This is a genomic window from Arthrobacter sp. PM3 (assembly GCF_003352915.1).
Taxonomy (GTDB): Bacteria; Actinomycetota; Actinomycetes; order Actinomycetales; family Micrococcaceae; genus Arthrobacter.
Window position 1 is genome coordinate 3,782,699 of record NZ_CP022314.1, and the last position, 14,564, is coordinate 3,797,262.

The 14,564-nt window shown below is 65.3% G+C and carries 15 protein-coding genes; 7 read left to right on the top strand and 8 right to left on the bottom strand.

The features are described from left to right. Positions 1-31 precede the first annotated feature (31 nt). Positions 32-2,425 (top strand): excinuclease ABC subunit UvrA, encoded by a 2,394-nt coding sequence (locus CFN17_RS17240; RefSeq protein WP_208748935.1) that lies wholly within the window; start codon positions 32-34, stop codon positions 2,423-2,425. 3 nt (positions 2,426-2,428) lie between these two features. Here the strand turns inward: CFN17_RS17240 and CFN17_RS17245 are convergent, their stop codons facing one another. Further along, the gene (locus CFN17_RS17245; protein ID WP_208748936.1) at positions 2,429-3,526 is read right to left on the bottom strand and encodes an ATP-binding protein; all 1,098 of its coding nucleotides are present in this window, start codon (positions 3,524-3,526) and stop codon (positions 2,429-2,431) included. 192 nt (positions 3,527-3,718) lie between these two features. Between CFN17_RS17245 and CFN17_RS17250 the strand changes: the two genes are divergently transcribed. Next, entirely contained in the window at positions 3,719-4,588 is an 870-nt protein-coding gene (locus CFN17_RS17250; protein WP_208748937.1) for a ThuA domain-containing protein, read from the top strand. Positions 4,589-5,383: 795 nt separating this feature from the next. On the opposite strand, the gene CFN17_RS17255 is transcribed toward CFN17_RS17250, so the two are convergent. After that, on the bottom strand, positions 5,384-5,686 hold the full coding sequence (locus tag CFN17_RS17255) for a DUF4193 domain-containing protein (protein ID WP_208748938.1): 303 nt from the start codon (positions 5,684-5,686) through the stop codon (positions 5,384-5,386). 539 nt (positions 5,687-6,225) lie between these two features. On the opposite strand from CFN17_RS17255, the gene CFN17_RS17260 reads away from it, so the two are divergent. Both CFN17_RS17260 and CFN17_RS17265 read left to right on the top strand, forming a co-directional pair. Next, positions 6,226-7,515 (top strand): MFS transporter, encoded by a 1,290-nt coding sequence (locus CFN17_RS17260; protein WP_208748939.1) that lies wholly within the window; start codon positions 6,226-6,228, stop codon positions 7,513-7,515. 146 nt (positions 7,516-7,661) lie between these two features. Further along, complete coding sequence (locus CFN17_RS17265) at positions 7,662-7,889, top strand: hypothetical protein (RefSeq protein WP_208748940.1); 228 nt, start codon at positions 7,662-7,664, stop codon at positions 7,887-7,889. A gap of 347 nt (positions 7,890-8,236) precedes the next feature. On the opposite strand, the gene CFN17_RS17270 is transcribed toward CFN17_RS17265, so the two are convergent. From CFN17_RS17270 to CFN17_RS17290, 5 genes are all read right to left on the bottom strand, one after another. Beyond that, complete coding sequence (locus CFN17_RS17270; RefSeq protein ID WP_208748941.1) at positions 8,237-9,877, bottom strand: MFS transporter; 1,641 nt, start codon at positions 9,875-9,877, stop codon at positions 8,237-8,239. Between the two features lie 61 nt (positions 9,878-9,938). Beyond that, positions 9,939-10,322, bottom strand: coding sequence for an SHOCT domain-containing protein (locus CFN17_RS17275; RefSeq protein WP_395925478.1), 384 nt, complete (start codon positions 10,320-10,322; stop codon positions 9,939-9,941). Between the two features lie 154 nt (positions 10,323-10,476). Further along, on the bottom strand, positions 10,477-10,848 hold the full coding sequence (locus CFN17_RS17280; RefSeq protein ID WP_208748943.1) for an SHOCT domain-containing protein: 372 nt from the start codon (positions 10,846-10,848) through the stop codon (positions 10,477-10,479). A gap of 74 nt (positions 10,849-10,922) precedes the next feature. Further along, positions 10,923-11,078, bottom strand: a complete 156-nt coding sequence (locus CFN17_RS17285) for a hypothetical protein (protein ID WP_208748944.1) — start codon at positions 11,076-11,078, stop codon at positions 10,923-10,925. A gap of 53 nt (positions 11,079-11,131) precedes the next feature. Next, entirely contained in the window at positions 11,132-11,608 is a 477-nt protein-coding gene (locus tag CFN17_RS17290; RefSeq protein WP_208748945.1) for a VOC family protein, read from the bottom strand. Positions 11,609-11,765: 157 nt separating this feature from the next. Here CFN17_RS17290 and CFN17_RS17295 point away from each other — a divergent pair, with 157 nt between their 5' ends. Continuing rightward, on the top strand, positions 11,766-12,209 hold the full coding sequence (locus CFN17_RS17295) for a DUF3054 domain-containing protein (RefSeq protein ID WP_208748946.1): 444 nt from the start codon (positions 11,766-11,768) through the stop codon (positions 12,207-12,209). An 88-nt stretch (positions 12,210-12,297) separates the two neighbouring features. Next, entirely contained in the window at positions 12,298-12,579 is a 282-nt protein-coding gene (locus tag CFN17_RS17300) for an Lrp/AsnC family transcriptional regulator (protein WP_208748947.1), read from the top strand. Positions 12,580-12,693: 114 nt separating this feature from the next. Here the strand turns inward: CFN17_RS17300 and trpD are convergent, their stop codons facing one another. Then, complete coding sequence (gene trpD / locus CFN17_RS17305) at positions 12,694-13,755, bottom strand: anthranilate phosphoribosyltransferase (protein WP_208748948.1); 1,062 nt, start codon at positions 13,753-13,755, stop codon at positions 12,694-12,696. 112 nt (positions 13,756-13,867) lie between these two features. Between trpD and CFN17_RS17310 the strand changes: the two genes are divergently transcribed. Continuing rightward, positions 13,868-14,542: a heme-copper oxidase subunit III gene (locus tag CFN17_RS17310; RefSeq protein ID WP_261792254.1), complete on the top strand. Its 675-nt coding sequence runs from the start codon at positions 13,868-13,870 to the stop codon at positions 14,540-14,542. Positions 14,543-14,564 lie beyond the last annotated feature (22 nt).

A 14,564-nucleotide genomic window follows, 5' to 3' on the forward strand; every position in this document is an offset into this window, starting at 1 on the left:
GACGTACTGCCCAATGACAGAGGGAGACACCATGAGTATGGCCACGGGAACGGACACGGAGTCGCCCGCGCGGCAGCTTGCCGACAGCCACGATCTGATCCGCGTCCAAGGCGCCCGTGAGAACAATCTCAAGGACGTCAGCATTGAAATCCCTAAGCGCCGGCTGACGGTCTTCACGGGTGTCTCCGGCTCAGGCAAGAGCTCGCTGGTGTTCGGCACCATCGCCGCCGAATCGCAGCGCATGATCAACGAGACCTACAGCGCCTTCCTCCAGGGCTTCATGCCGTCGCTGTCACGGCCGGACGTGGACCGGCTGGAGGGGCTGACGACGGCGATCATCGTCGACCAGGAGCGGATGGGCGCCAATCCGCGCTCCACCGTCGGTACTGCCACCGATGCCAACGCGATGCTCCGCATCCTCTTCAGCCGGCTCGGCCAGCCGCACATCGGCCCGCCCACCGCGTTCGCCTTCAACGTCCCCACCCGCAAGGCGAGCGGGGTGATGAGTACCGAGAAGGGCGGCAGGGTTGAGCGGAGCGTGGTCCGCGACGCGGTCTACCAGGGCGGCATGTGCCCGCGCTGCGAAGGCATGGGCTCGGTCAGCGACTTCGACCTCACGGCACTCTATGACGACACGAAGTCCCTCAATGGGGGCGCCCTGACGATCCCCGGCTACAGCATGGACGGCTGGTATGGCCGGATCTTCAGCGGCTCCGGCTTCTTCGACATGGACAAGCCGATCAGCAAGTTCACGAAAAAGCAGCTGGACGACCTGCTCTACAAGGAACCGACCAAGGTCAAGGTCGAAGGCATCAACCTGACCTACGAGGGCCTCATCCCCAAGATCCAGAAGTCGATGCTGTCCAAGGACGTCGACGCGCTGCAGCCGCACATCCGCGCCTTCGTGGAGCGCGCGATCACGTTCACGACGTGCCCCGAATGCGGCGGAACGCGGCTCAGCCAGGAGGCCCTGTCCTCGAAGATCAGGGGCAAGAACATCGCCGAGGCCTGCGCCTTGCAGATCAGCGACCTCGCCGACTGGGTGCGGGACATCAACGAACCGTCCGTCGCTCCGTTGCTCACCGGGCTGCAGCACATCCTCGACTCCTTCGCCGGAATCGGCCTGGGGTACCTTTCCCTCGACCGGCCGGCCGGCACGCTGTCCGGGGGAGAGGCCCAGCGCACCAAGATGATCCGCCACCTCGGTTCCTCGCTCACCGACGTCACGTACGTCTTTGACGAACCGTCGATCGGCCTGCATCCCCACGACATCGAGCGGATGAACGAACTTCTCCTGCAGCTGCGGGACAAGGGCAACACGGTGCTGGTCGTCGAGCACAAGCCGGAGATGATCGCGATCGCCGACCACGTCGTCGATCTTGGACCGGGCGCCGGCACGGGCGGCGGCACAGTCTGCTTCGAAGGTTCCGTGGACGGGCTGCGGGGGAGCGACACCATTACCGGCCGCCATCTCGGCGACCGGGCCAGCCTCAAGCCTTCAGTACGTCCGTCCACCGGCACGATGGAGGTCCGCGGCGCATCGACGCACAACCTCAAAGATGTGGACGTGGACATCCCGCTCGGGGTCCTCTGCGTGGTCACGGGTGTCGCCGGATCCGGCAAGAGTTCGCTGATTCACGGCTCGGTCGATGGCCGCGACGGCGTGGTGGTGATCGACCAGGGCGCGATCCGCGGTTCGCGGCGGAGCAACCCGGCCACCTACACCGGGCTGCTGGAGCCGATCCGCAAGGCGTTCGCGAAGGTCAACGGCGTGAAACCGGCCCTGTTCAGTTCCAACTCCGAGGGCGCGTGCCCTGCCTGCAACGGCGCGGGCGTCATTTACACCGACCTCGGCGTCATGGCCACGGTCGAGTCCACCTGCGAGGAGTGCGAGGGACGGAGGGTCCAGGCGTCCGTGCTGGAATACAGGCTGGGCGGGCGGAACATCGCCGAAGTCCTTGAGATGTCCGTGGCCGAAGCCGAGGCGTTCTTCAGCGACGGTGAGGCCAAGACGCCGGCCGCCCACAAGGTCCTGGACCGGCTCGCCGACGTCGGCCTTGGCTACCTCAAACTCGGCCAGCCGCTCACCACGCTCTCCGGCGGCGAGCGGCAGCGGCTGAAGCTGGCCGCCCAGATGGCCGACAAGGGGGACACCTACGTTCTCGACGAACCGACCACCGGGCTGCACCTGGCCGACGTCGAACAACTGCTGGGCCTGCTTGACCGGCTGGTCGAATCCGGCAAGTCCGTGATCGTGATCGAACACCACCAGGCTGTCATGGCACACGCCGACTGGATCATCGATCTGGGACCGGGTGCAGGGCACGACGGCGGCAGGCTGGTTTTCGAGGGCACGCCCGCCGACCTCGTGGCCGGCCGCCCGACGCTCACCGGCCGGCACCTGGCGGCCTACGTGGGCTCGTAGGCGTCAGGGGCCCGTTTGGGCCCGGAGGTGCTGGCGCAGCCCCGGGATGGCGAAGTCGACCTTTCCGTGGCCGGCGGGTTCGATCAGGCCTGCCGCCAGCAGCCTGGCCCGGTAGTTCGCGACGAGATTGGGCCTGGCACCGATGCGCCGCCCGATGTCGCCGGCCACGGCCGGGCCGTCGTCCTCAGCCATGGCGTGAAGGAAGTCCAGATCCTTGGGGGAGACGGTGGCGAGGGCAGCCTCAATCACGGTCCGGGCGTTGCGCCGGTGTGCCGCTTCGATGGCCCGTTCGACGGTCGCGGCCGTGAGGACTCCCTGGTTGACCTCCGCTTCCTTCCACAGGAAGTAGCCGACCAGCTGGATGAGAAAGGGATATCCTCCCGTAGCTTCTGCCGCGCGCCGGACCAGCGCGGGGGAGACGTCGAAAGATGCTTCGGCGAAGGTGTTGGCGAAGGAGACTTCCACTTCCCGCACGGCGGCGGCGTGGAGGTCGATCTTGTCGGCCCGGCGGAGAAAGGTTGCCACGCCCTCGTTGAGCAGATCCGACACTGCGGCCGGCAGGCCGGCGAAGACCAGGCCGATGGGGAGCCGGTCCTGGATAAAGTGCTGGATACTGGCGGCCAGCTGGGCCAGTTCGCTGCGGTCGGCGGCATGAATCTCGTCCACCGTGATAACGAGTCCATTGCTCCGCTCGTCCAGTAGCTTGAGCAGATCCTCGCCGAGTGTCCGCCACGCGACCTGGCGATCCGGCGGAAGCTGGGTGGTGATGCTGAAGCCCGCGGCGGCCACCGCGGTGATGCGCCGGACTACCGGGCCCGAGCCAAGTTCTTCGCCGAGCTGGCGCATGGATTCGCCGATGCGGCCCATAAACCCCGCCGTGGCCGTCTCGGAAATGACAGCCCAGCCGTGTTCGCGGGCGATGTCGTGGGCCGCTCCGATCATCACGGTCTTGCCGATGCCGCGGGCGCCCGTGAAGATTGTCAGCAGCCCGGGAGCGCCGGATCCGAGTTGAAGCCCGTACTCGAACTCGTCCAGGACGCCGGCACGGCCGAGGATCTCCGGCGGCGTGGCCCCTGCAGAGGGTCGGAACGGATTTCCCATCGGCAGGCTCCTGTGAGTGCTTGTGTGTCTTGTGAGTTTCCTTGGACGGGATGAGTCTATGTGAGTTTTGTGAGTTTGCGTCCGCCGCCACGACGTAGTGGAATCCCAGCGAATCAGTTATGTTTCATTTCCGCAAAAGTGTGTAAAGTTTTGCCGGAAGCTATGACGACCTTAGAGGAACGAGGCAGCACAGTGGCTGAGAAGCTAAAAGCTCTCATCTTGTCGGGGCACATGACCCGGGAGCACGACAATGAATTCCGCAGCTTTCGGGCGCACAACCAGTGGCTCACAACAGTTCTGGAGGACACGGGCCGGTTCCACGTCCGCGTCATTGAGGACCCTCGGGGACTGGGGGCAGAAATCATAGACAAGTACGACGTGGTCCTTGTGGCGTTCGAAGGCAGGGACGGTTACCACGAGAAGGCGGTAGGTTTCGGCGCGGAAACCGATGCCGCCCTGCTGAAATTTGTGCACCAGGACGGTAAGGGCATTGTGTGGTTCCACGGCTCGGCGGTCCAGGAGGACGACTGGGGCTACCCGGAAGAGTACAACGTCATGCGGGGCGCAAAGCTTAGTGTGCCCACCGGTCTGCGGCCGCGGCCCTGGGGCGAGGCACAGCTTCAAACCGCCGAGCCCCGACACCCCATTACCGAGGGCATTAGTGAGACCTGGACGGTGACGGGTGACGACATTCTGACCGGCGTGCAGCTGTATGACGGTGCGGAAGTATTGCTGTCGGTCTTCGATGACCTTGAGTCGTACGAAAAGGCGCCGGTGTGGCCGATGTCGCATTACCCGGTGGATATTCCGGACGGAGAGTTGAGCAAGCTGCCCGGCATCAACACCCAGCAGCCCCTTGCCTGGATCAACAATTATGGCAGTGGCCGCAGCTTCACCATCACCATAGGCCACGACATCGACACATTCCGGCGAATCGAGTTCATCCGGATGTTTCCCCGTGGCGTGGAGTGGGCCGCGACAGGCAAAATCACACTCGAAGGGCCGGACCGCCGCGGAGAGCGCCGTTTTCTGCCCTGGCCGTACTACAACCAGGAAGGGTAGATCATTGCTGGACGAAAGTCGGTGACATGTGGCTGCGATTCAACGTGGGGCGGAGCTCTCGCAGCCGCTTCTAGCGCGTTACAATAACGCCGATAATCAACATTATGTAAAGTAGAACCGTAAATGGCCCAACTGGGGCCCGAGCAGACCCTCCTCCGCGCCCGAGAATCGCTCTCATCCACTACCGCGACGCTCCAGGGAAATTGCCGGCCAAACTTCCCCTCGGAACGGTACGACATGACTGGTCCGGGTCCATCAAGAAAAAGGCGGCAGTGGAGAAGACCGCCCCGGCCATGCAAGCCAGTGTCACGACAATGGGCCCGGCGAATCCCGGCATATAGGCGCTGACGTTGATACTGGCAGGGAACCACAGCACAAACCACACCAAAACACTGAGCCAGCAGGCCCCGCGATGGCCCTTGCGCAGGAGCAGAAACGAGCAAGCGCCAAGCACCGCCATGACAAGGCCCGCCGCAATCGCGATATAAGGTCCGCGCCTGACGTCGCCATCGACATGCCCCCCTGAGATTCGATACTGGCGACCGCTTCTGCGTAGCGGATTGATACTGCTGCCACCACGAAGGCGCCGGCCAGAAAGAACAACAGGTGCGCTGCCTGCATGGCCAGATACACCCCGCGGCTACCACCGCGCCGCTCCCCCGGATCCCCATTCATGCCCCGAGAATACGTGCCTACCGTCAGCTTGTCGTTTCAGACTCGTGGTCTCGATTCGGTCCCGCTCCCCCGCGTCACGAGTCCGTGCCGGCGCATGACACGCAAGATGGCAGGGTAGCCCTAACCCTCGCACTCGATGCAGTAGGAGTGACCGTCTTTTTCGCGTGCGAGCTGGGACCGGTGCCGGACCAGGAAGCACGAATAGCACGTGAATTCATCCGCGGCCTGGGGAACGACCTGGACGATGAGTTCCTCGGAAACGAACTCGCCACCCGGGGTCATCGCGTCATCCAGCGCATCAGTTTCGTCCAGCTCGCGGACGACGCTGCGGGCATCCGGGGCGTTCGCGGACTGCAGCGCCTCCAGGGAGCGCTCCTGGGATTCCTTGACGTCGGAACGTACTTCGTCGTAGTCGGTTGCCACTGGGGACTTTCTCTTTTCTGGTGTTCTTGACTTACGGAACTGAAACATACAGCGGGTTCCTGATATTCCCCTGTCAAAGAAACAGCCCGCGAAGAGCTCCGCTGAACGCCGCTCCGATGACAGATCACCCGGCGTGCGACGCTCGTCCACCTCGCCCCGAAGGGCGGCGGCTATTTCTCCGACGGTGCGGATCCGCTGCCGGTACTCGCGGCACAGGATGGCCGGCACCGCGTCGGCAGCCCATCCCGGCGTACTGCCAGGGCCGGATCCTCGAAGAACGCATTCTGCATGTCGATCACCAGGACTGCGATCACGCTAGCCTCCGCCTCACCATGGACAACCCCCACGGTACCCCCAGGTGCGGCTATTCACTCCCCCGGGACCATGTCGACCGCAATCTCCAGTGCGGGAATCCGTGCTGCCGAAACCGCAGGGCGCTCTCAGGTGATATACCCCGTGGGGTATTATTGAGGGGAGTAGCCAGGCGGATAACCCGCCCCGACACGTGGAGTCCGATGACACCCGGGAGCCCCTCCCCCATGACAACAGGCCCCGCCGGGCCCCGGCAACGGCCGCCACGGTCCGGCCTCGCCTTGGGCCTGCGCCAAAACCTGGCCCAGTTCATGCTCCTGGTCGCCGTCAATGCGCTGGTCGGCGGCACTCTGGGCCAGGAACGCACCGTACTGCCGCTGCTGGCGGACCAGGTCTTCCACCTGGACCTGTACACGTCCGGACTGACGTACATCCTGGCGTTCGGGCTCGCCAAGGCCGGCACCAACTACTTCGCCGGCACGCTCTCGGACCGCTTCGGCCGGAAACCCGTCCTCGTGACGGGCTGGATCATCGCGCTGCCGGTGCCGCTGCTGCTGATTTTCGGGCCCTCCTGGGGCTGGATCGTCTCCGCCAACGTGATCCTCGGCATCAGCCAGGGCCTGACCTGGTCCACCACCGTCGTGATGAAGATGGACCTGGTGGGGCCGTCCCGGCGGGGGCTGGCCATGGGCCTGAACGAGGCCGCGGGCTACCTTGGCGTCGCCGCCACCGCACTGGCCACCGGCTACATCGCCGCGAGCCACGGGCTGCGGCCCGGGCCGTTCCTCCTCGGTGCGGCTTACATCGCCCTGGGCCTGGGCCTGTCCGTCTTCGCCGTCAAGGAAACCCAGGGCCATGCCCGGCTCGAGGCATCGACGCACACCGCGGCCCATGCCGGCGCGCACGGCGAATTGAGCAACGGGGAAATCTTCATGCTCACCAGCTTCCGGGACAAGTCGCTGTCCTCGGTCAGCCAGGCCGGCATGGTCAACAACCTCAACGACGGCCTGGCCTGGGGACTGTTCCCGCTCTTGTTTGCCGCCGCGGGACTGAGCATCGAAAAGATCGGCATTCTCGCCGCCGTCTACCCGGCCGTCTGGGGGGCAGCCCAGCTGGTCACCGGCGGCCTCTCGGACCGATACGGGCGCAAGTGGCTGATCGCGGGCGGCATGCTGGTCCAAGCCGTGGCCCTGGGCCTGGTCGCTGCCGGATCCGACTTTGGGATCTGGTTGGGCGCGGCTGTGCGTCTCGGCCTCGGGACCGCCATGGTTTACCCGACCCTGCTGGCCGCCATCGGCGACGTCGCCCACCCGGAATGGCGGGCACGTTCGGTGGGCATCTACCGGCTGTGGCGCGACGGCGGTTTCGCCGTCGGCGCCCTGCTGGCCGGAGTGCTCGCGGACGCCTTCGGCATCCCGGCCGCCGTTGCCGCCGTCGGCCTCCTCACCGCACTGTCCGGCATTCTCGTGGCGGTGCGGATGCGCGGTTCGGACCACATGGTCCCCAGACGGGGATGAAGCAGGAGCTCCTGCACGGCTGGGACTTTCAGCACTGGGGCCCCGCCCCACATCCGGAGAGGATCAAAGGGCGTGCGGTGCCCAGGCCCGGCGCCGCCCCGGGGCCGCCGAAGGGACCCGGACCTACAGCCCCTTGGAGGCTTCTGATGCGTGTTCTCGTGGCGGAGACCGTGGCCATGTTTGCCATCGGCGACGGTGCCCTTGGCGTCATTTTTCCGGTCCAGCACTGCACGCGTTGGGCTACGGGACCGCAGCCCTGGCGCTCGTGCATGCGCTGGTTCGCGGACCATCCGGGACTCACACGCTCGATCAGTGCGGTCCAGATTGTGGCCGGCATTTCGTGCGCGGCGCGGCTGCCCTCAACGCCCCGCTAGCTGGCGCTGCGCCGGAGGTGCCGCGCCCGGGTGCGCCGCACCGGCTCTTCCCCAGTCAAGCGGGACGGGTGACGGTATTCGTGTAGCTCATGGCTGCTCCTGCCTGGATAGTCGGGCGATTGGGACCCGGGCGGCATTCAGTGGCATGCCGCCCGGCGATCGGGCGTCACCGGCCAGGGAGGCCGGCGGCCGTCCAATCGAGCATCCCGCCGGACATGGTGTACGCCGTGTAGCCTGCGGCCGCCAGCTGATCGGATGCTGCCGCCGGATTTCGCCCCCACCTTCAGCGGGGCCTGCGACAACCACGCCGACGGCGGCTGCCAGGCTCCGCCGTCGTGGACCCGCGACTATGTTGCGGTTCCCGACGCCGCCCGGTCCCCGCCGGCTGCCTCTTCAGGTTTCCGTCGGACGAGTTCGGTGGGGATGTTCTTCGAGAACAGCAGCGACAGCGCTGAGATAAAGACGAGGGCCAGGAATGATGCGCGGAGCGATGACACCTGTGATTCGCTGTAGAGGGTGGTCAGCGTGGCGGCGTCGGCCGATGAAAGGCCCGCCTCGGTCGCAATGCCGTCCACGGTGGACACCGGCACGATCTGGACCCCCTTCTCAGTGCTGGTTGCTACGAGCTGCTTGGTGCTGCTCGAGAGGTCGCTGCTCTCCACGGCGCCGAGGAATGAACTCGACAGCGAAGCGATGAGGATGGAACCGATCAGTGCGGTCCCCAACGAGGAGCCGAGGTTCTGGAACACCCCTTGGAGCCCGCCAACCTCGCTGGACTGCTCCACTCCGACACTGGACATGGTGACGTTGCCGATCTGAGACGCCAGCAGGCCCAGGGCGGCGCCGGCAAGGAACATGCCGACGGCGAAGAGGAAGCTTCGGAGATCCAGGGACACCGATCCCAGGAGGATGAAACTGCTCACCACCAGGATGAGCTGACCCAGCCGGATGATGCGCCGCGGCGACCAGACCGCCGTCATGCGGGTTCCCACGACGGAGAACAGGACCAGCGCAATCGACAGGGGCAGGATTTTGATCCCCGTGTCCAGGGCGTTGTATCCCAGGGTCATCTGCAGGTACACGGGAATCATGAAGAACACGCCCGCCGTCACCATGTACTGGGCACCGAGCACCGACAGACCGGACCGCAGCCGCTTGATCGACAACATGGAAACGTGGACCAGCGGGGGCACCCCGCGTGTGACGAGGGCCTCCTGGCGGATGAAGAACAGCCACAACAGAAACCCGCCGGCCAGGAGCAAGTAGGGCACCAGGGACAAGCCGAGCGGATTGATGGGAACCCCACCGATTTCCGGGGAGTTCTTGGGAAGCACCCAGCCCCAGGTCTTGCTCTGAAGCATGGCATAAACGATCAGTGTCAGGCCCGCCGCCGAGAGCAGGGCGCTGAGGGCATCAATACGGATGCGCTGCGGCTGGCTCGTGTCCGGGATCAGCCGTACAAAGGCGAGGACAACTGCCATGACCACGACTTCACCAAAAAACACGTACCGCCAGCTCAGGTACGTCGTGACATAACCGCCGATCAGCGGGCCAAGCGCCACGGCGACACCGGAGGTGGCCCCGATGATCGCAAAGCCCGTTACCCGGTCCTGGTCGTGGTAGTTGTTGGCGATGAGTGCCGCAATGGCAGGGATCACCAGCACGGCGCCTAGCCCTTCAACCACCGACCACCCCAGGAAGAGCACAGTGATGTTGGGGCTCAGTGCGGTGGTGAGTGAACCGCACGCGTAGACGATCGAGCCGATGACGAACGCCGGCCGCCGGCCCCAGACATCGCCGAGCTTGGCGCCGAGCAGCATCAGGGAGGCCATGGTGAGCGTATAGAAGGTGATGGCGGCCTGCATCGCGGCTACGGTCGTGTCGAGGTCCTTGACGACGGTGGAGATGGACACGTTCATCACGGTGCTGTCGAGCACCATGACGAACTGTGCGCACCCGAGGATGATGCAGGGAGTCCACTTCTTCATTGGTGGCACGCGTTTCTCGAGCTGCCGTGTGCGGCCGCCGCGGGTCGCGGCGGCCGCCTGTTCAGGCCTGGCTCAGGGCCTTGGCCTTGACGGCCTCGAATTCGCTCTGGGTCAGAGTGCCGGCGTCGAGCAGTTCCTTGGCCTTGGCAATTTCCTGGGTGGGAGATGCCGAGGCAACGGAACGGATGTACTCATTCGTTTCAGCCTGTGCCCGGCGCGCACTTTGGGCCTGGCGTTCGGCCATGCTGCGGCCCCGTGCGATCAAGTACACAAGAACCGTCAGGAACGGCACGAAGACCAGGAAGATGATCCAAACGGCCTTGAGCCAGCCATTGAGATCGCGGTCGCGGAAGATATCCGAAATCACTGCGAAGAGGGCAAAGAGGTATGAAATGAACGCGAACGACCAAAAGAATATCCAAACGAAGTTCCAGAATTGCTCCACGGGAGCCATCCTTCCGTTGCGAGAAAGCCCTGCTGGCGTTCCCCCTATGCGCCAACGTAGTCGCGCATGATCACCGCGGGCAGGACCATAAGGCCTGTATTTGGCGAGGTGGGGCCGCTACGCTGCCCCGGTCGGATTCATCGCGGCGCCCGGTTCACCCCAGCGCCTTGGCCTTGAGGAGTTGGAATTCCTCGCTCGTGATGGTCCCGTCATCCAGGAGTTTCTTGGCCGCCGCGATCCGTTCGGCCGGGTCCACGTTGGCGCTGCGGCGATAGTCCGCGACGTCGTCCCGAGCCGGGCCACGGCGGGCGGATTCCCGGATAACCATCTGCTGGCCGTAAAACAGCACATAGGCAAGGCAGCCGAGCAACGGGAACAGGAGCACCGCAAGGATCCAGAGGGCCTTGACCCATCCGGGGCGCGGGCTGTCCGAAAAAAGGTCCCTGACGACGAGAAAGAGCACCAGCAAGTACGCCGCAAACATCACGAACGAGAACATGATCCCGATGACGTCCCAAAAGCCCATGGTCTTCGCCTTTCGCGGTCCGGTGATCCGGCGCCGGACGGGGTCCGGCACGCTGCGGATCTGGAAGAGCGGATCTAGAAGAAGTGCCGCTCCGTTGCGGCGTCGGGGGCCGGATGGACAACAGGCGCCTGGCCCAACTCGAGCAGGAGGTCGTTGATGCTCAACTGTCCGTCCAGCTGGGGATCCAGCTGCACCGGGACAGTTGCCTCCGGGACGGCGTCGGTACTCATGCCCCGATCATATGTGCGGAGGGTCCCCGGGTCCGGGGGCCACGCCGTCCCGATCAAACGCCGTCGTAGGCCTTCTGCAGTGCCGCGATGTCCAGTTTGCGCATGGCCAGCATCGCCTGCATTGCCCGTTGCGCGCCGTCGGGGTCCGGACCGCCGATCAACCCGCCCAGCACTGACGGCACCACTTGCCACGAAACGCCGTAGCGGTCCTTGAGCCAGCCGCACCGGCTTTCCTCGCCGCCGTCGGTCAGCGCGTTCCAGTACCGGTCCACCTCGTCCTGCGTGGCGCAGTCGATGACAAAGGAGACAGCCTCCGTGAAATTGAAGGCGGGCCCTCCGTTCAGGGCCATGAAGCGGCGCCCCTCGATCTCGAATTGGACCGCGATCGCCTGGCCCGTCGGGCCGGGGCCTCCGTCGCCGTACCGGGAGACATCCAGGATCTTCCCGCCGTCGAAGACGGAGACGTAGTAGTCTGCGGCCTCCTCGGCCTGGGTGTCGAACCACAGGCAGGTGCTGATCTTTTCACTCACGGCGCTCCCCTTTGCGTATGCCCGTGCCCCCGGCTGGCTCCGGAGGCGATCCGTGGCATGTGCCCGAGCCTAGTCCCCCGCCGATTGACGAAACAACGGCTTCCGCCGGAAACCGCTACGGCCTTTCCGCGTGCCCGACGGGACTAGGCTTGGAAGTATGCCTTCCCCGACCCCGCAGCTCCCCCGCCCGTCAACCCCCGACGTCGAAAAGCCCGGTCTCCGCTCCGGTCAGATCGCCGCCCTGGCCGCCTGCGCCGACGCGCTCCTGATCCTGCTCTTCGCGGCGATCGGCCGCGACGCGCACCAGCGGGCGGAAAACATCACGGGCGTCCTCGCGACGGCATGGCCCTTCCTGGCCGGCGCCGCCGTCGCCTGGCTGGCGCTGCGGCTGTGGCGGGCCCCCTTGCGGCTGTGGCCGGCCGGCGTCGCCGTCTGGCTCTGCACAGTCGGCGTCGGCATGGCGCTCCGCGCGGTGACAGGGCAGACGGTGGTACTGCCCTTCATCATCGTGGCCCTGCTGAGCCTGGCCGTCTTCCTCCTGGGATACCGCCTTATCGTGGCGGGCGTGCGGCGGCTGCGTTCCCGCCGTCGGCCGGCCTGATGCACTAGGCTTGCAGTTGATGGCAGGGCCCGAGGACGGGCCGTGCGAACCGCGCGCCAGCGGCGCAACCGATCCGGAAAGGTCACACGTGGTCACCGCATTCGTTCTGATCAAGACAGACGCATCACGCATCCCGGAGACCGCCGAGGAAATCTCCTCCATCCCTGGCATCAGCGAGGTCTACTCCGTGACCGGCGAATGGGACCTGATCGCCATCGCCCGGGTGGCCAAGCACGACGACCTCGCCGAAGTCATCGCGGACAAACTTTCGAAGGTTCCCGGCGTGGTCCACACGACCACCCAGATCGCCTTCCGCGCATATTCACAGCATGACCTCGACGCGGCCTTCGCCCTGGGTTTCGAGCAGTAACATCCCGCAGTAGCCGCCACCCGGCAGCGCATCCGCGAAAGGGGGCGGGCCCGGCAGAATCTGCCGGGCCCGCCCCCTTTATGCTTATCCGGCCGCCGCCGTCGTCCGCGCCCGTCAGGCGGCCTGCGACAACGCGACCCACCGGTCCAGCACCGCGGACGCCGCGCCGGACGCGATGGATTCCTCCGCCCGCTTCAGCGCTGCGGCCATGCGGTCCGTGAGGGGACCCACGGCGTCGAGGTCAAACGCGACGAGCCCGGCGGCCGCGTTCAGCAGCGCCGCATCCCGGGCAGGTCCCGGCGCGCCGGAAAGTACTGCGCGCACGACGCCGGCGTTGGCCGCGGCGTCACCGCCCCGCAACTCCTCCAGGGTGGCCTGCCGGATGCCAAGGTCCCGCGGATCGAACATCTGCTCCTCAACCCGGCCGTTGCGGATTTCCCAGACCCGGGACGGTCCGGTGGTGGTCAGTTCATCCAGGCCGTCGCTGCCGCGGAAGACGAGACCGCGGCTGCCGCGCTTGGCCAGCACGCCGGCCACGAGCGGGGCCATCCGTTCATTGGCGACGCCGACGGCCGAGGCCTGGACGTGGGCGGGGTTGATCATAGGTCCCAGGAAGTTGAACGCCGTGGGGACGCCGAGTTCGCGGCGGGCCACGGCTGCGTGCCTCATGGACGGGTGGAAGACCTGGGCGAAGCAAAAGGTGATCCCGGCTTCTTCGGCGTTGAGCGCCACGCGGGGAATCGGCAGGTCCAGCCGGACGCCGAGCGCTTCCAGGACATCGGCGGAACCCGAGGACGACGACGCCGCCCGGTTGCCGTGCTTGACCACCTTGGCGCCGGCGCCGGCACAGATCAGTGCGGCCATCGTGGAGATGTTGACAGTATTCTGCTGATCGCCGCCGGTGCCGACGATGTCCAGCTTCTCCCCGGCAATATCAATGGGGTTGGCATTGGCCACCATGGCCTCGACCAGGCCGGCCACTTCATCAACAGTCTCACCTTTTGAACGCAGTGCCACCAGGAATCCGGCCACCTGCACGGGCGTGGCCTCACCTGACATGATGGAGTTCATGGCCCATTCGGTGCTCGCAGTGGTGAGGTCCGCACCCCCGATGAGGGCGTTGATGAGCCGCGGCCAGGAGTTGCCTGCCGCCTGTGCAGATGCCTGAGAAGTCACCTCCCGATGCTATCGAGGTCGGCCCCGCAAAGACCAATATGAACCCCTCCGGGAACTTTTCCGCGCGATTTCGCGTCTTTGTAGAAAAAGTCCCCCGAAACGGCGGTTTGCGTTGGGCAGGACGGAGTTTTACAGACATAATGTCTATGTGACATCTGCGACCCATGCCCCCAGTACCCCGGCGCACCCGACGCTGAACCGCCCGAACATGGTTTCTGTTGGAACCGTTGTGTGGCTGTCCAGTGAGTTGATGTTCTTCGCCGGTCTCTTTGCCATGTACTTCACACTCCGTTCGACTTCCGGACTGATGTGGGCTGAAGAGACAGCCAAGCTCAACTTCCCCTTCGCGCTCGTTAACACGATCGTCCTCGTGGCAAGTTCCTTTACTTGCCAGATGGGCGTCTTCGCTGCCGAGCGGCTTCAGCCGCGCCGCACCGGCGGAGTCTTCAGCTTCACCCGCTGGGGGATGAACGGATGGTTCATCCTCACGTTCCTCATGGGTGCCTTCTTCGTGGCCGGACAGGCCACCGAGTACGCCATGCTCGTATCCGAGCACGTCTCGCTGTCCTCCAACGCCTACGGCTCCGCCTTCTACATCACGACAGGCTTCCACGGCCTGCACGTCATCGGCGGCCTGATTGCCTTCCTGCTCATCCTCGGCCGCTCCTTCGCGGCGAAGAAGTTCGGCCACTTCGAAGCAACGTCGGCGATTGTCACCTCTTACTACTGGCACTTCGTGGACGTCGTCTGGATTGGCCTCTTCCTGGTCATCTACGTCCTCAAGTAGCAGTGACTTGACTCTTTTTCTA

Bases quoted from the DNA above. Each gene is read 5' to 3' on its own strand.
- CFN17_RS17240 (WP_208748935.1), top strand. From the start codon at position 32: ATGAGTATGGCCACGGGAACGGACACGGAGTCGCCCGCGCGGCAGCTT.
- CFN17_RS17245 (WP_208748936.1), bottom strand. From the start codon at position 3,526: ATGGGAAATCCGTTCCGACCCTCTGCAGGGGCCACGCCGCCGGAGATC.
- CFN17_RS17260 (WP_208748939.1), top strand. From the start codon at position 6,226: ATGACAACAGGCCCCGCCGGGCCCCGGCAACGGCCGCCACGGTCCGGC.
- CFN17_RS17265 (WP_208748940.1), top strand. From the start codon at position 7,662: ATGCGTGTTCTCGTGGCGGAGACCGTGGCCATGTTTGCCATCGGCGAC.
- CFN17_RS17270 (WP_208748941.1), bottom strand. From the start codon at position 9,877: ATGAAGAAGTGGACTCCCTGCATCATCCTCGGGTGCGCACAGTTCGTC.
- CFN17_RS17280 (WP_208748943.1), bottom strand. From the start codon at position 10,848: ATGGGCTTTTGGGACGTCATCGGGATCATGTTCTCGTTCGTGATGTTT.
- CFN17_RS17285 (WP_208748944.1), bottom strand. From the start codon at position 11,078: ATGAGTACCGACGCCGTCCCGGAGGCAACTGTCCCGGTGCAGCTGGAT.
- CFN17_RS17295 (WP_208748946.1), top strand. From the start codon at position 11,766: ATGCCTTCCCCGACCCCGCAGCTCCCCCGCCCGTCAACCCCCGACGTC.